The organism is Bradyrhizobium zhanjiangense, from assembly GCF_004114935.1.
GTDB classification, from domain to species: domain Bacteria; phylum Pseudomonadota; class Alphaproteobacteria; order Rhizobiales; family Xanthobacteraceae; genus Bradyrhizobium; species Bradyrhizobium zhanjiangense.
Window position 1 is genome coordinate 1302619 of record NZ_CP022221.1, and the last position, 12951, is coordinate 1315569.

The window sequence follows — 12951 nt, forward strand, 5'->3', positions numbered from 1 at the left end:
CGGATGCCGTGACACCCATAATCATGGGGGCGACGATGACACGGTCTCGCGCCAGGCGCGGACAGACGGTCGTGGCTTGCGCCCAGGCTGGAGCGCGTGCTCAATCGGCGCTGCACTCAGGGCGCGGATGAGGTCCGCTCCGCCTTCCGACACTGGTCCGTTACGGCAGCACACTAGACGTTCGAGTTGGGCCAATTCCGGACATTCGGCCGCAGTGTCTTCGTGCGTCGCCACCTGTTCCCCGGATGCCTCAGGTGACGTAGAATATTACTGCCCTTGAGGCGGGACGTGCCGAAATCTCCGTCCGGGTAAATGAGCCGCACTGGTGCTATCGGCAGGCACGCTCTCTTAGAGACCGTCCTTTTTTCGGTTTCGCTCCACCGTTCACCACGAACTTTGCGCGCTGCTTATGCAACGGCTCGTTCGGTAATGTCGGGAGAAAAGCGATGAGCAAGGTCGATCGAAGGTCTGCACTGGGATTCGGGTTGGCAGCGGCTTCAGCTGCCGTGATCAAGCCAGCCGCCGCGCAAACCACAGGCTACAAGGATACGGCGCCTTGGCCAGGTGTCGTGGTGCGTGAATATGAAGGCGAGACACCATCCCTGATCCCAGGTTTTAAGACCGTCTCAATGCGCGATATCATTATGCAGCCGGGGTCGAAGACCATGGGGCCCCCGATGATGAATGCCATGGTCTGCCATATCACCGAAGGGGAGCTTCGACTTGACCAGGAGGGAAAGACCTTTACGGGCAAGAAGAATTTTGTCTGGACCTGCAACAAGGACACGAAAGAACAGGCGTACAACGATGGGAGTGTGGTCGCGATTATGCGGATCACGGACCTGAAGGCTTAAGGCTCATTTCTTCGGGGGCGGATGGCGCACGCGACGCGCGCCATCCGCCGGAGACGATCACCTCGTGCCGTGTATGAACACTTGCATCTCCTCCAGGGTCAGCTTGCCATCTTTATTGCTGTCCATTGCCTTGAAGATCCGTTCGTGAGCTGCCTGAAACTCCTGCAGTGAGATGGTCCCATCGCCGTCGGCGTCCATCAGAGCGAACATCATGCGCATCATAAAGGGTGATCCCATCGCGCTCCCACCCATCATGCCGCGCCCCATCATACGTCCTCCCATCATTCCGTGCCCCAACATGCCGCCTTGCCCCATCGTGCTCGCGCCTTCCTGGCCCGTGGGATGGAATTGCATTTGTTGCTGATCTGGCTGGGGTATCATTCGGTCTTGTGCGATCGCACCGACCGGGCCGTACGTCAGCATGAGAGCAGATATCGTGAGTCCCAGAACGCGCGTGTACATTTCGAACCTCCTCCGAAATGTGTAGCCTGTCTCATTAATTCGGCACGAGTAGTATTGATCCTCTGGTCCCAGCCTTCGCCTACGCACCCCGCACACAATACGACCGCGTGCACGAGCAGCCTTGGGTCACAAGCCGCCGATCACGCTCAAGCGGGGTGACCTCCGCTTCGCCTTGCGGAGCCGACGTTACACACCCTAGCCCGGCTCACGAAAGATCATCCCGCGGCGGTGGATAGCGCCGGGCCAGCACCGACAAGGACAGATGCCGTTCGTCTTCCGGCAGCTCCAGATAGGCCAGCACGAGCGGCCGCTTCCAGTCGCCGACGCCGAAATCCATCGTCATCCATTTCTGAGGTTCGGGCCCTTCGAGGCCCCGGACCCAGACGAAGAAGCGGGGGAGGTCGTCGGCGTCCGCTTCCGTCGCACGTCTTCTCGCCATCAGAGCTGTCCGCTGCATCAGATCGGTTGCCACAGGATATAGGGAATTGCGCGGCGAAGTCGAATGCCTCCGGCAGTACCGGACGCGTAATCTCTCCTCCTCGTCATTGCGAGGAGCGCTTGCGACGAAGCAATCCAGACTATCTCCGCGGATGCATTCCTGGATTGCTTCGCTGCGCTCGCAATGACGATGTGGATAGAGCCGGGACAAGAATGAGGCCATCGATCTGCAGAAGATGATTCCCTATCGGAACAAGGTCTGTCAGAACTCTCGCCCCTTCGGAAGCCGAAAGATTCCGATTGACCGAAATTCGGAAATATCGTATGTATCGTTCATCCCGGCCCATGGATAAGGGGCGTTTCGCGATCGTCACGATACGCGGGCCGGGTGGCGGTGGGCGTGGAGCGCATCGGCGCGCTGGGCAATCGCAGGGCGGGTTTGGCCCGTGAGCGGTTGAGCGGTGCGCAAACGACAGGTGCGGTTCGCGTACGGCAAAAGCGTGTGGTCCTGGCGCCCGGGGTCTGTGCGTCAAGGCTTGCGGTGGTACGTGCTGCCCGACCGGGCGCGCGCATCAGCCATCCGCAAGGCGACGGGGGCAATAGTGCATCGCTCCCCGGGGAGAGCGCGCCATAAGCCGTCAAACCACTGCGCAGGGAAAGGCCGGGATGTCCAGGCTGCCCTGTATGCCGCTGTGCATTTGTCTTCGCGCAATTTGCGCACAGCGGACCGCGGGTGCCAGCCAGCACCCGGTCTTCCCTGCGCCCTTTCCAACGAAGGGGCGTCAAGCGAAGCACAAGACTCGGGCGTCATGCGTCGCGAGGCTGTACAGGCGCGTCTCGCTGTTTGAAAATTGAAGTGTGCACGCTCATGCTGCCGATCACCGCCACAATTCGCAGGTCGCCACGCGGTTGATGTCGGCGAGCCGCCTCGTGGCGTCTCCGTGGAGATCGAGGCTGGCGAGCAGCGTCAGCAGGCGACGATAGGCGCCGTCGGCGACCTCGACCGGCAGCGGGGCTTCGTCAAAGGCCTCGACATAGCTGCCGACGACACCGCTGAGCAGACGGCACAGGCCACGCTGGGCGGGATCGTCCCGGCCGAGCGTCTCGAGCTTTTGCTGGAAGATTTGGAAGGTCCGCAAACCGTGGTGCTGCTGCGAAAGCCACGCGTGCAGATCGTTCATGTGAGCTCCTTCGGTTCAGTGAAGAAGCTGAGGGCTTATACAGTGGGGATGGGAGAATGGCTAGGGGAGGGGGGTGGAGCAACGTTGAGCCAGTCCGCCTTCGCCAAGGCCCCGGCGGGACAGCCTTCGCTCCTTCGCATTGGATAGACTTGCGCCTGGCTCGCCCAGCCGTAGCTGCGAAGCAGCGAAGGCTGGTGCCCCTGGCCGGAATCGAACCAGCACTCCTTGCGGAACTCGATTTTGAGTCGAGCGCGTCTACCAGTTCCGCCACAGGGGCCTTCGGTCTGCCCAAGGGACGTCGCGAAGCCGGCGGACTATAGCCATGGACAGGACGGGGTCAACCCGCGCCAAAGTGATCCCCGCCGTTCTCGACAGCCGCATGGGCCGGAGTTAGAGGCTTAGACGCGCGACCCATCGGAGAGAGGCTGCCGTGACGACCCGGAGTGCTGCCATACCAGCTTTCAAGCCGGCCAGCGCCGGTCCCGCGCTGACCGCCTCACTGCTCGTCACGCTGATCGCCGCCGCCACGATCGCGGGGGCCTGGTTCTTCCAGCTCGTGCTTGAGATTGTGCCCTGTCCGCTCTGCCTGGAGCAGCGCTACGCCTATTATCTCGCGATCCCGCTCGGTGCCCTCACGGCGCTTGCGGCCAGGAGCGGCGCGCCGCGGCCGCTGCTGCTCGCTGCGTTGGCGATCCTCGCGCTGGCGACGCTCGCCAATGCCGGTCTCGGCACCTATCACTCCGGCGTCGAATGGGGGTTTTGGCAGGGGCCGACTGACTGCTCCGGTCCCGTGGTCAATCTCGGCAACGCCGGCGACCTTTTCTCGCGGCTCGACACCGTGAAGGTGGTCCGCTGCGACGAGGTGCAGTGGCGCTTCCTCGGCCTCTCGCTGGCCGGCTACAACGTGCTGATCTCGCTGCTGATGGCCGCAATCGCCGCATGGGGATTTATGCGGACGGCGAAGCGTTAGGTAGCTGCCGTAGGGTGAGCAAAGGCGCTCTTCGCGCCGTGCCACCATTCATCGACGCTCACACCAGTCGCTGGTGGGCACGCTGCGCTTTGCCCACGCTACGAGAGCCCGTCAATCATCCACATCATCTTGCGTGCGCCCGAACAAGTGCACGATGCCGGGTGTCGCGATCGTCACGAAGACGAAGCGCGACAGATGATGGGCGCCGACGAAGATCGGGTCGATGTGTAGCGTCAGGGCCAGCGCCAGCATCGCGTCCATCGCGCCCGGTGCGAAGGCAACGACGACATCGGAGAATTTCACCGGCGTGGTGAGCGCGACGATGCCGACGAAGAGGGCGGAGACGGCGATTGCCACTGTAAACGAGCCCAGCGCCGCGTTGAGATGACCCGCGAGCGTCTTGATCCGCATCCGCGCGAAGCGGCTGCCGATCAGGGCGCCGATTCCGACCAGGGCCACGCCGCGTACCCAGTTTGGCAGGCCGCCCTCGACCCAACCGGCGCCATGCAGCACGCTGGAGGCGATCATCGCGCCGAACATCCAGCTCGCCGGAAATTTGATCAGCCGCAAGAAGAGCGCCACCGCCAGCGAAGCTGCGGCCAGCACCACGAGGCCGAGCGGCGAGGCGATCGTCGTCGTCAGCGACGGTGCGGCTGAGGGCGCCACGCCCGCGATCGCCAGCACCATCGGCAGCGCCGCGGTGAGGATGATGACGCGCATGGTCTGCACCACCGCGATGCCCGGCAGGTCGGCGCCGCGCTCGACCGCCAGGATCGTGATCTGCGACAGCGCGCCGGGACTACCGGCAAGGAAGGCCGAGGTACGGTCCCAGCCATGGACGCGCTGCAGGTAATAGCTCGATCCGAAGGTCGAGCAGAAGGTCGCGAGCGCAAGCAGGCCGATGGTGACGGGATAGGCGCTGACCTGCTGGATCAGATGGCGTGAGACCACCGAGCCCAGCGAAATGCCGAGCAGCACCAGCACGGTCTGGGTCAGGATCGGCGGCAGCGCCAGCTGGCGGCCGGCGATTGCGGCGATCCCGACCGCGATCATCGCGCCCGAGATCAGCCCGCCGGGAAGGCCCGCGACGAGAAACACGAGGCCACCGGCGGTGCCGATGACAAGCGTCTCCATCGTGCTCAAGACATTGGCACGGCTCGGCCATTCGAACGGCAGGGAGGCGACGATTTGTTTCACGCCGCCTTATCGCAAATCAGCGAGAAGCGCACAATTGCGGGTTCGTCATGCCGCAATGCGCATGCCTCTCACTGATGTTCGCGGAGGTCGGGACGGACTTACTTCTTGTCGGCGGCAGGGGCGGCGGGCGCGGCGGTGCCGGCCTTTGCTTCCTTCATGCACTCGCGGCGAAATTTCTTGCGCTCCTTGCCCTTCAATCCCTTGGCGTCCGCCTGCTTGGAGCATTCGAGCGATTCGGCCGAGCGCTCCTTCGGCGCCTTCCTGTCGGCGGTGGCAGCAGCGTCGGTTTTGGCGGCCGGCGCGGCGGTCTGTGCGAAGGCGGTGCCGGTGGCGAGCAGGGAGACGAGAGCGAGGGCGGCGAGGCGGGAGGTGAAGGTCATGTGTTGCACTCTTCTTGGGAGAATTGCGAAGGCTTGGGAACGTCGGCTCGCCTTGCTGAACGCGACATGAATGAGTTGAGCGACGGGATCACTATATTTTGCCGGCGCAACTCATCGCATCCTTGTCGCAAGCGATCGACACGCTAGGATAGCAATCCTCGTTTCACTTCCCTCGAGGAAGATCAAGGAGGAGACCCAGGGATGACCATTCAGACAAAATTGTTGTGTGCGATTGCAGCGTCAGGTGTCGCGGCATTGGTGGCGAGCGCGCCGGCGCAGGCACTGACCGCGCAGGAGTGCAGTGCAAAATATCAGGCGGCCAAGAAGGACGGCTCGCTCGGCACCATGAAATGGAATGACTTCCGCAAGGCCCAGTGCGGTGCAGACGCAACGCCTGCCGCTGCGCCCACGGCGGCTGCTCCGGCTGCGCCCGCCGCTCCCGCCGAGCCGAAGCAGGCGAAGAAGGAGGCCGCGCCCGCCGCCGCGCCGACGCTGCCGGCCGGACCCGCGATCTATCCGAACGCGGTCGATCCGAAATACGCCAAGGAGACCCCCGGCAAGGCGCGACTCCACACCTGCGTTGATCAATACAATGCCAACAAGGCCACCAACGGCAATGGCGGCTTGAAGTGGATCCAGAAGGGCGGCGGCTATTACAGCGAATGCACCAAGAAGCTGAAGGGCGCCGCCTGAGCTTCGAACCATGCACCGGCCGGAGCAACGCTCCGGCCGTTTTGTCTAGCCCAACAGCTTCTCGGCCGATTTCGCCACGAGCTGCGACCGCTTGCGCGGGCCGCGCTCGACGAACAACATGCTCTGGCCGAAGATGAAGCAATAGAACAGGAAGGCCTGCGCCTCGGCCTCCTCGGCCGCAAGGCCGGTCGCGCGATAGAGCTCGGCGACGTGCTTGAGCCGCGCCGCGTCCACGCTCGCCACCGCCGCCGCTGCGCCCTCATCGGAGCGAGCCCATTGCCGGATCGCGAGCTCGATCGCCATGGCTGCCGGATTGAGCCGCTCGGAATAGAGCTGGATCACCGCCTTCAGCCGCTCGCGGGGCTGTTGTCCGTCGAGACTCGTCTGCTGCGCGATCGCCGCGATACGTCCCTCGCGCCAGCGTTCCAGAATGGCTTCGAGCAGTGCGGCCCGGTCGGCGAAACGGCGATAGAAACCGCCCTTGGTGACGCCGAGATTCTTGGCGAGCACCTCCACCCGCACCCCCTCGACCCCCGAGCGGGCGAGCTCGGTAAACCCTGCCTCGACCCAGACATCGCCCTTGCCGTCGCTCATGAAGGAAGCCTCGCCGGTTTCTTGATACGGTACCGTATTGCTAGCGCGACGAAGCTCTGATACGCTACCGTATCAATCCGCAAAGGCGGAAGAAAAGGACAGGGAGCGAATTGCGATGGAGGAGGCGACCTATCGCGGCACGGTCTATCCGTGGCAATGCGATCATGTCGGCCACATGAACATCATGTGGTATGTCGGCAAGTTCGACGAGGCCAACTGGAATCTGTTCGCCCGGCTCGGACTGACGCCGAGCTATCTGCGCAGCTCGGGCCGCGGCATGGCCGCGGTGCAGCAGAACATCGCCTACAAGCGCGAGCTGCTCGCCGGCGACATCGTCGAGATCCGCAGCCATCTGCTTGAAGTTCGCGACAAGTCGATCCGCTTCCGGCATGACATGATGAATGCGGAGACCGGCGAATTCGCGGCGACCTGCGAGATCACCGGCGTGCACATGGATCGCCAATTACGGAAGTCCGTACCGTTCACCGATACCATCCGAGAGATCGCCATGAAGCACCTTTCCGTGCCGGCGGAGGCGTGAACCATGGTCGCATTCGAGCCGAAAAACCCCGATTACCGCGCGGCGGCCATGGCGATGTTCGCGGCCCAGCCGGCAATGCACACGCTCGGCATCTCGATTGTCCATCTCGCCCCGGGCGAGGTGGAGCTGGCGATGCTGCATTCGGCTGCCTTCACGCAGCAGAACGGGTTTGTCCATGCCGGTATCATCACCGCAGGCCTGGACAATGCCTGCGGCGTCGCCGCTTTCACCCTGATGCCACGTGAAGCGGACATCCTCACCGTCGAGTTCAAGACCACGCTGCTCGCACCTGCTCGCGGTGCGCGCTTTGTCTTCAGGGCCGAGGTAGTCAAACCCGGCCGCATGCTGACCTTCTGCGAGGCCAGGGCCTTTGCCGAACATGAGGGCAAGACGACGCTGATCGCTTCCATGACCGGCACGCTGATGGCGATGCTGCCACGCGCTGCGGCGTCGCAAGCGCCGGCCGCGATCCGCGCATAGCATGGCGATGACATCGCGCCCGCGACGCTCTATATCAGCCGTAACAATTCCCGGTCCCGAATCGTATTTGCGGCGATGGGACCGAAACGGGACGAGATATGGCTGGATCTGGGAATAAGCGCCTTGTGGCGACGCGGCGCGCGGCGTTGACGCTGATCGGGGCGGGTGCCTTGGCGGCGGGCGGGATCACTTTCGCGCGCGCCGCCGCCGATGACGACGAGGTGCTGACCGAAACCAAGGTGCTGCGCGATCCCGACACGCCGGTTGCCGGCAATCCCGACGGCAACATCACCATCGTCGAATGGTCCGACTACAATTGTCCCTATTGCCGCAAGCTCGAGCCCGAGCTGCGCCAAGTCGTCCAGGACGACGGCAAGGTGCGGCTGGTGATGAAGGATTGGCCGATCCTCGGGCCGGTCTCGGTCACGGCGGCGCGGACCGCGCTCGCGGCGAAATTCCAGGGCAAGTACCATCAGGCCCACGACGCCATGATGGGCGTCAGCTCGCGCCTGACCGAGCCGCGCATCAACGAGCTTCTCGCTGGCGCCGGCGTCGACATGGACCGCCTGAAGCACGATCTCGCCGGCCATGCCAAGGACATCGACGCGATTCTCAAGCGCAACAATGAGCAAGCTGAAGCCTTTGGCTTCCGCGGCACGCCGTCCTTCATTGTCGGCAAGTACCGCGTACCGGGCGTGCTGAGCATGAACGAGTTCGAGCAGGTCATTGCCGACGCACGCAAGGCCAAGATGAACTGAGCCGAGCGCTAAAGCATGATCCGGAAAAGTGCGCAGCGGTTTTCCGAAAAGATCATGCTCAAACAATAACCTAGAGCGCGATGACAATTCATCCTAATCTCATCGCGCTTTAGTCATCACGCAACACAAAGGCGCCGCCGCGGAGTTCGCGACGGCGCCTTGTTCATGATGCGGCGTCGCTACTTCGATGAGATCCGGACCCAGTCCTTGTGCGCTCGGTCGCGCAGCGCGTCCCAATCGGCCTTGGCGACATCCCAGTTCACGATGGTGCGATTGGTGGTCGCGACCTCGCCATTGGCGACCGACGACGTCTGCATGGAATCATAGACGTAAACGCCGCCCGCGAGCAGCAGTGCGCCCAGGATCATTCCAAAAAAAGTCTGCATAGCGAACCTCCGGTGACCGGCGATAACGTCGGCCCGGAGCAATGGTTCCCGCGGCAGTACGGCATAGATAAGGACGGATCGTTCATGTCCCATTCAGCCATTCCAGCAGCTCCGCGTTGATTTCGCGCGGATAGGTGTGACTGAGGTCGTCGATCTCCCGATAGGTGACGTCGGCGCCAGCGGCAGCGAGCGCCGCCTGCGTCTGCCGCGCGGTCTGCACCGGAAACATCCAGTCGAGCTTGCCGTGGGTGATGAAGACCGGCAGGCGCTGGAGGCGCGTGGCGTCCGCCATCTCCGCCATCAGCGGATGGAAAGTCGCCGACACCGGCGCAAGATGCGTGAATGGCGAGGCGCCGTCGAGGCCGGTGACGTAGCAGAAGGTGCCGCCGTCGCTCATGCCGGTCAGCAGCATCCGCGAGGCATCGACCGTCCATCGGCCGCGCACGGTCTCGAGGATGCGCATAAGATTCGGCGTGTCGCCATCGTCGCCCATCAGCGCCCAGGTCGGGCCGGTTGCCGTCGGCGCCACCAGGATTGAGCCAAGGCTGCGCGCATCGCGCAACCAGCTCCACAGGAAACCGCGCCCGTTACCGCTGCCGCCATGCAGCGCCATCACCAGCGGCATGGCGCGATCGGACATGTAATATTCGGGCACATAGACCGAGAAGCCACCGCGGCTGCCGGGCTCGTTGTGATCATGGAAGATGCCGGTATTTTCGCTCGCGCCGACTTCGAGCCGCGACAACAGATCGGCATTTTCGCGATTGGCAGCGTTGAGAAAGAAGCTGCTCACCGGGGGAAACTGCAGGGCCAGCGGATAGAGCGCCTCCTGTGCGCGCGGCAGGTGGCGCAGCGCGCGGAACACCGCGACGAGGTCGCCATTGCCACGCTCGACCTCGCGAATGCCGGCAAAGGCGGCGAGCGTCTCGTCGCAGGCGCGATCGAGCCGATCGCGTAGGCCGGCGAACTGCTCCGGCCAGTCGCCGATCGCTGCCTGCGCCGCTTGCAGCGCCTCGTCAGGCGCGCCGATCGCGTTCATCACCGACGCGAAGGCCGGCGGGTGCAGATGCCGCTGGAAGAAGCCGAGCGCCTCCAGCGCGTTGAGCAGCGGCGGCAGCACGGCCACGATGTCGTCCACCACGGCCTCGGTCATCGCGGCTTCCTCAAGCTTTTGGGTCAGTGCAGCTTCGGCGCCTTCAAAAGCTTGAAGCGATCGGTCGAGGTCACCGTGACGTCGAAGGTGACGCCTTCGTGATGCACGGTCAGCGGCACGTCGACGCCGGCGGCGCCGAGCGCCCACATCTTCTTGTAGAAACCGGTCTGGCTCGTGACCTTGTCGCCGTCCACGGCGAGGATGACATCGCCGGTCTTGAGCTCGGCGCGCGCGGCCGGACCGTTGGCGGAGATCCCGATCACCACCACGCGGTTGTCGATCTCGGTCGAGTAGAGCCCGAGCCAGGGCCGTGCCGGCTTGTTGACGCGGCCGAACTTGCGCAGGTCGTCGAGGATCGGCTTCAAGAGGTCGATCGGCACGATCATGTTGACATGCTCGGCCTTGCCGTCGCGTTCGCGCTCGAGTTGGAGCGAGCCGATGCCGATCAACTCGCCGCGTTCGTTGAGAAGCGCGGTGCCGCCCCAATTCGGATGTGCGGGATAGGTAAAGATGGCCTCATCCAGCAGATATTCCCAATAGCCGGCGAATTCCTGCTTGGCCACGATCTGGCTCGCAACCGAGCGCGTGCGGCCGCCGGCGCCGCCGACCACGACGCGGTCGCCGATCCGCGTTTCCGCCGAGGTGCCGAGCGGCAGAGGTTCGACGTCGAGCTGGCCGAGCGCCTGTACGAGGCCGAAGCCGGTGACGGAATCGAAGCCGAGCGCATGCCCTTCGACCACACGCCCGTCGGCGAGGTGCAGCCATACGGATTCCGCCTCGGTGATGAGGTAGCCGATGGTGAGCACCAGCCCGTCGTCGATCACGACGCCGTTGCCGGCGCGTTCGGTGCCCAACGTCTCGGCGCTGAAGGCGTCCGGCGGGATGATGGCGTGCAGGCCGACGACGGAGCCGAGCGCGCGGTCGAGATCGAAACCATAATCGCTCGCACGCGGCTGGTTGGCCGGCGGCACTCTCCATTCGGTCAGGGTGGGCATGGAGTTCTCCTGGCTGAGAGCATCGCTCCGCCGTGGCCGGCGGAACGAGGCGCGAAGCACGCATAATTTAGGCCGGAGGACGCCGTCTTGAAAGCCTCGTTCCCAACTATTCCAGAGAACGCCGCGTGAAATCTTCGAAAGGCTTAGCGACGGTTCGTGCACAGACGGCGGGCGTCACTTCGATCCGGCCGCCGCCGCATGGCTGGTGTCCGGCGAGATGCTAGGCGGCGTGCAACGAAGCTGCTAACCATTGCCGCTTCGTTTGACCAGGGATCACGGATCGAAGCATGGATAACCGCAGCGACATCTGGCGTGGCGTCGACACGATCAAGGCGCGTTTCATCGACCTCAGCGACAAGGTCTGGGGCACGCCCGAGGTGTGCTACACCGAGGCGCGATCAGCCGCCGAGCATCTCGCCGAGCTGCGCCATCAGGGTTTCCGCATCACCGAGAACGTCGCCGGCATCCCGACTGCGCTGATGGGCGAGTGGGGCCAGGGCGGTCCGGTCATCGCCTTCATGGGTGAATATGACGCGCTGCCGGGATTGAGCCAGGAGGCGGGTGTCGCCGAGCACCGTCCGATCGAGACCGGTGGCCATGGCCATGGCTGCGGTCACAATCTGCTCGGTTCCGCCGCGCTGCTCGCCGCGACCGCGGTGAAGGACTGGCTCGCCGAGAACAAGGTGCCGGGCCGCGTGCGCTATTACGGGTGCCCTGCGGAAGAGGGTGGCGCGGCAAAGGCCTTCATGGTGCGCTCCGGTGCGTTCGAAGATGCCGATATCGCCATCACCTGGCATCCGCACAGCTTCTGGGAGGTGGCGGTGACGCCGTCGCTCGCCAACACGCGCGCGGATTTCATCTTCACCGGCCGCACATCGCATGCGGCGGCCTCGCCGCATCTCGGCCGCTCTGCGCTCGACGCGGTGGAATTGATGAACGTCGGCGTCAACTACATGCGTGAGCACATGCCGAGCGACGCGCGCGTGCACTATGCCTTGCTCGACACCGGCGGCATCGCGCCCAACGTGGTGCAGGCCCATGCGCGCGTGCGCTATTCGATCCGTGCCCGCGATCTTCCCGGCATGAACGAGCTGGTCGAGCGCGTGTCCAAGATCGCGCAGGGCGCGGCGCTGATGACCGAGACCAAGGTGGAAATGAAGATCATCTCCGCGGTCTCCAACATCCTGCCGAACACGCCGCTGGAACAGGCGCTGCACCGGGTGATGGAAGAGCTCGGACCGCCGCATTTCGACGACGCGGACAAGAGCTTTGCCGGCCAGATCCGTGCGACGCTGAGCGACAAGGACATCTCGTCGGTCTACTACGCGATCGGCATGGAGCCGACGGATCGGCCGCTGGCCGACTTCCTGGTGCCGCTGGATGCCAAGCGCAACCCGCTGGTCGGCTCGACCGATGTGGGCGACGTGAGCTGGGTGGTCCCGACCGTGCAGGTTCACGCACCGACGGTTGCAATCGGTACGCCCTTCCACACCTGGCAGGTGGTCGCGCAAGGCAAGAGCCCGCATGCACACAAGGCCATGGTGCAGGCGGCCAAGGCGATGGCCGGGCTCGGCATCAAGGCGCTGACGGAACCGGAGCTGATCAAGTCTGCCAAGGCGGATCTTCAGAAGCGGACGGCCAAGACGCCTTACGTTTGTCCGTTGCCGGACCACGTCGCGCCGCCGCTCGATATGTCCGTGGCGTAGAATTTCGCCTCGATACTTCGTCTGATCCGGCGAACAAATTTTCCGCAGTGCAGCGCGCAATCCAGCATGTTTTGATGCTGGATTGCCGAACGGATGGGCTCACGGAACGCCGTTTTGCCCAACAGGCAGCCAGAAGACCGTTTGCACACACACGGTCCCAGTT

At 64.0% G+C, this 12951-nt stretch carries 16 protein-coding genes and 1 tRNA gene; 7 read left to right on the plus strand and 10 right to left on the minus strand.

The genetic code is table 11. The features are described 5' to 3' along the window. Positions 1-446 precede the first annotated feature (446 nt). Positions 447-854, plus strand: a complete 408-nt coding sequence (locus XH85_RS06165) for a hypothetical protein (RefSeq protein ID WP_128931172.1) — start codon at positions 447-449, stop codon at positions 852-854. A 57-nt stretch (positions 855-911) separates the two neighbouring features. On the opposite strand, the gene XH85_RS06170 is transcribed toward XH85_RS06165, so the two are convergent. The 4 genes from XH85_RS06170 to XH85_RS06185 form a co-directional block, all read right to left on the minus strand. Further along, a complete protein-coding gene (locus XH85_RS06170; protein ID WP_128931173.1) occupies positions 912-1316 on the minus strand; it encodes an EF-hand domain-containing protein in 405 nt (134 codons plus the stop codon). A gap of 205 nt (positions 1317-1521) precedes the next feature. Beyond that, the gene (locus XH85_RS06175) at positions 1522-1755 is read right to left on the minus strand and encodes a hypothetical protein (protein WP_128931174.1); all 234 of its coding nucleotides are present in this window, start codon (positions 1753-1755) and stop codon (positions 1522-1524) included. A gap of 877 nt (positions 1756-2632) precedes the next feature. Next, complete coding sequence (locus XH85_RS06180) at positions 2633-2935, minus strand: hypothetical protein (RefSeq protein ID WP_128931175.1); 303 nt, start codon at positions 2933-2935, stop codon at positions 2633-2635. Positions 2936-3127: 192 nt separating this feature from the next. Next, a tRNA-Leu gene (locus tag XH85_RS06185) sits at positions 3128-3212 on the minus strand. A 153-nt stretch (positions 3213-3365) separates the two neighbouring features. Here XH85_RS06185 and XH85_RS06190 point away from each other — a divergent pair. Further along, positions 3366-3905: a disulfide bond formation protein B gene (locus XH85_RS06190; protein ID WP_128931176.1), complete on the plus strand. Its 540-nt coding sequence runs from the start codon at positions 3366-3368 to the stop codon at positions 3903-3905. A gap of 111 nt (positions 3906-4016) precedes the next feature. Here XH85_RS06190 and XH85_RS06195 read toward each other — a convergent pair whose 3' ends face one another. Both XH85_RS06195 and XH85_RS06200 read right to left on the minus strand, forming a co-directional pair. Then, on the minus strand, positions 4017-5102 hold the full coding sequence (locus tag XH85_RS06195) for an AbrB family transcriptional regulator (protein WP_128931177.1): 1086 nt from the start codon (positions 5100-5102) through the stop codon (positions 4017-4019). 98 nt (positions 5103-5200) lie between these two features. After that, positions 5201-5482 (minus strand): PsiF family protein, encoded by a 282-nt coding sequence (locus XH85_RS06200; protein WP_128931178.1) that lies wholly within the window; start codon positions 5480-5482, stop codon positions 5201-5203. A 201-nt stretch (positions 5483-5683) separates the two neighbouring features. On the opposite strand from XH85_RS06200, the gene XH85_RS06205 reads away from it, so the two are divergent. Continuing rightward, a complete protein-coding gene (locus tag XH85_RS06205; RefSeq protein WP_128931179.1) occupies positions 5684-6175 on the plus strand; it encodes a hypothetical protein in 492 nt (163 codons plus the stop codon). A gap of 45 nt (positions 6176-6220) precedes the next feature. On the opposite strand, the gene XH85_RS06210 is transcribed toward XH85_RS06205, so the two are convergent. After that, positions 6221-6769, minus strand: coding sequence for a TetR/AcrR family transcriptional regulator (locus XH85_RS06210; protein ID WP_128931180.1), 549 nt, complete (start codon positions 6767-6769; stop codon positions 6221-6223). Positions 6770-6884: 115 nt separating this feature from the next. Between XH85_RS06210 and XH85_RS06215 the strand changes: the two genes are divergently transcribed. The 3 genes from XH85_RS06215 (at position 6885) to XH85_RS06225 (ending at position 8548) form a co-directional block, all read left to right on the plus strand. Beyond that, positions 6885-7310 carry an acyl-CoA thioesterase gene (locus tag XH85_RS06215; RefSeq protein WP_128931181.1) on the plus strand — a complete coding sequence of 142 codons (426 nt, stop codon included), beginning with the start codon at positions 6885-6887 and terminating at the stop codon, positions 7308-7310. A 3-nt stretch (positions 7311-7313) separates the two neighbouring features. Further along, positions 7314-7790 carry a PaaI family thioesterase gene (locus XH85_RS06220; RefSeq protein WP_128931182.1) on the plus strand — a complete coding sequence of 159 codons (477 nt, stop codon included), beginning with the start codon at positions 7314-7316 and terminating at the stop codon, positions 7788-7790. A gap of 98 nt (positions 7791-7888) precedes the next feature. Continuing rightward, complete coding sequence (locus XH85_RS06225) at positions 7889-8548, plus strand: DsbA family protein (protein WP_128931183.1); 660 nt, start codon at positions 7889-7891, stop codon at positions 8546-8548. Between the two features lie 179 nt (positions 8549-8727). On the opposite strand, the gene XH85_RS06230 is transcribed toward XH85_RS06225, so the two are convergent. From XH85_RS06230 to XH85_RS06240, 3 genes are all read right to left on the minus strand, one after another. Next, entirely contained in the window at positions 8728-8934 is a 207-nt protein-coding gene (locus XH85_RS06230) for a hypothetical protein (protein ID WP_018316294.1), read from the minus strand. 82 nt (positions 8935-9016) lie between these two features. Continuing rightward, positions 9017-10087, minus strand: a complete 1071-nt coding sequence (locus XH85_RS06235) for an alpha/beta hydrolase (protein ID WP_128931184.1) — start codon at positions 10085-10087, stop codon at positions 9017-9019. A 23-nt stretch (positions 10088-10110) separates the two neighbouring features. Beyond that, a complete protein-coding gene (locus XH85_RS06240) occupies positions 10111-11082 on the minus strand; it encodes a S1C family serine protease (RefSeq protein WP_128931185.1) in 972 nt (323 codons plus the stop codon). Positions 11083-11369: 287 nt separating this feature from the next. On the opposite strand from XH85_RS06240, the gene XH85_RS06245 reads away from it, so the two are divergent. Beyond that, on the plus strand, positions 11370-12788 hold the full coding sequence (locus XH85_RS06245) for a M20 family metallopeptidase (RefSeq protein WP_128931186.1): 1419 nt from the start codon (positions 11370-11372) through the stop codon (positions 12786-12788). The last annotated feature ends 163 nt before the right edge of the window (positions 12789-12951 follow it).

Coding starts and splice junctions, on each gene's coding strand:
- XH85_RS06165 (WP_128931172.1), top strand. CDS start 447: ATGAGCAAGGTCGATCGAAGGTCTGCACTGGGATTCGGGTTGGCAGCG.
- XH85_RS06170 (WP_128931173.1), bottom strand. CDS start 1,316: ATGTACACGCGCGTTCTGGGACTCACGATATCTGCTCTCATGCTGACG.
- XH85_RS06175 (WP_128931174.1), bottom strand. CDS start 1,755: ATGGCGAGAAGACGTGCGACGGAAGCGGACGCCGACGACCTCCCCCGC.
- XH85_RS06180 (WP_128931175.1), bottom strand. CDS start 2,935: ATGAACGATCTGCACGCGTGGCTTTCGCAGCAGCACCACGGTTTGCGG.
- XH85_RS06200 (WP_128931178.1), bottom strand. CDS start 5,482: ATGACCTTCACCTCCCGCCTCGCCGCCCTCGCTCTCGTCTCCCTGCTC.
- XH85_RS06205 (WP_128931179.1), top strand. CDS start 5,684: ATGACCATTCAGACAAAATTGTTGTGTGCGATTGCAGCGTCAGGTGTC.
- XH85_RS06210 (WP_128931180.1), bottom strand. CDS start 6,769: ATGAGCGACGGCAAGGGCGATGTCTGGGTCGAGGCAGGGTTTACCGAG.
- XH85_RS06215 (WP_128931181.1), top strand. CDS start 6,885: ATGGAGGAGGCGACCTATCGCGGCACGGTCTATCCGTGGCAATGCGAT.
- XH85_RS06220 (WP_128931182.1), top strand. CDS start 7,314: ATGGTCGCATTCGAGCCGAAAAACCCCGATTACCGCGCGGCGGCCATG.
- XH85_RS06225 (WP_128931183.1), top strand. CDS start 7,889: ATGGCTGGATCTGGGAATAAGCGCCTTGTGGCGACGCGGCGCGCGGCG.
- XH85_RS06230 (WP_018316294.1), bottom strand. CDS start 8,934: ATGCAGACTTTTTTTGGAATGATCCTGGGCGCACTGCTGCTCGCGGGC.
- XH85_RS06235 (WP_128931184.1), bottom strand. CDS start 10,087: ATGACCGAGGCCGTGGTGGACGACATCGTGGCCGTGCTGCCGCCGCTG.
- XH85_RS06240 (WP_128931185.1), bottom strand. CDS start 11,082: ATGCCCACCCTGACCGAATGGAGAGTGCCGCCGGCCAACCAGCCGCGT.
- XH85_RS06245 (WP_128931186.1), top strand. CDS start 11,370: ATGGATAACCGCAGCGACATCTGGCGTGGCGTCGACACGATCAAGGCG.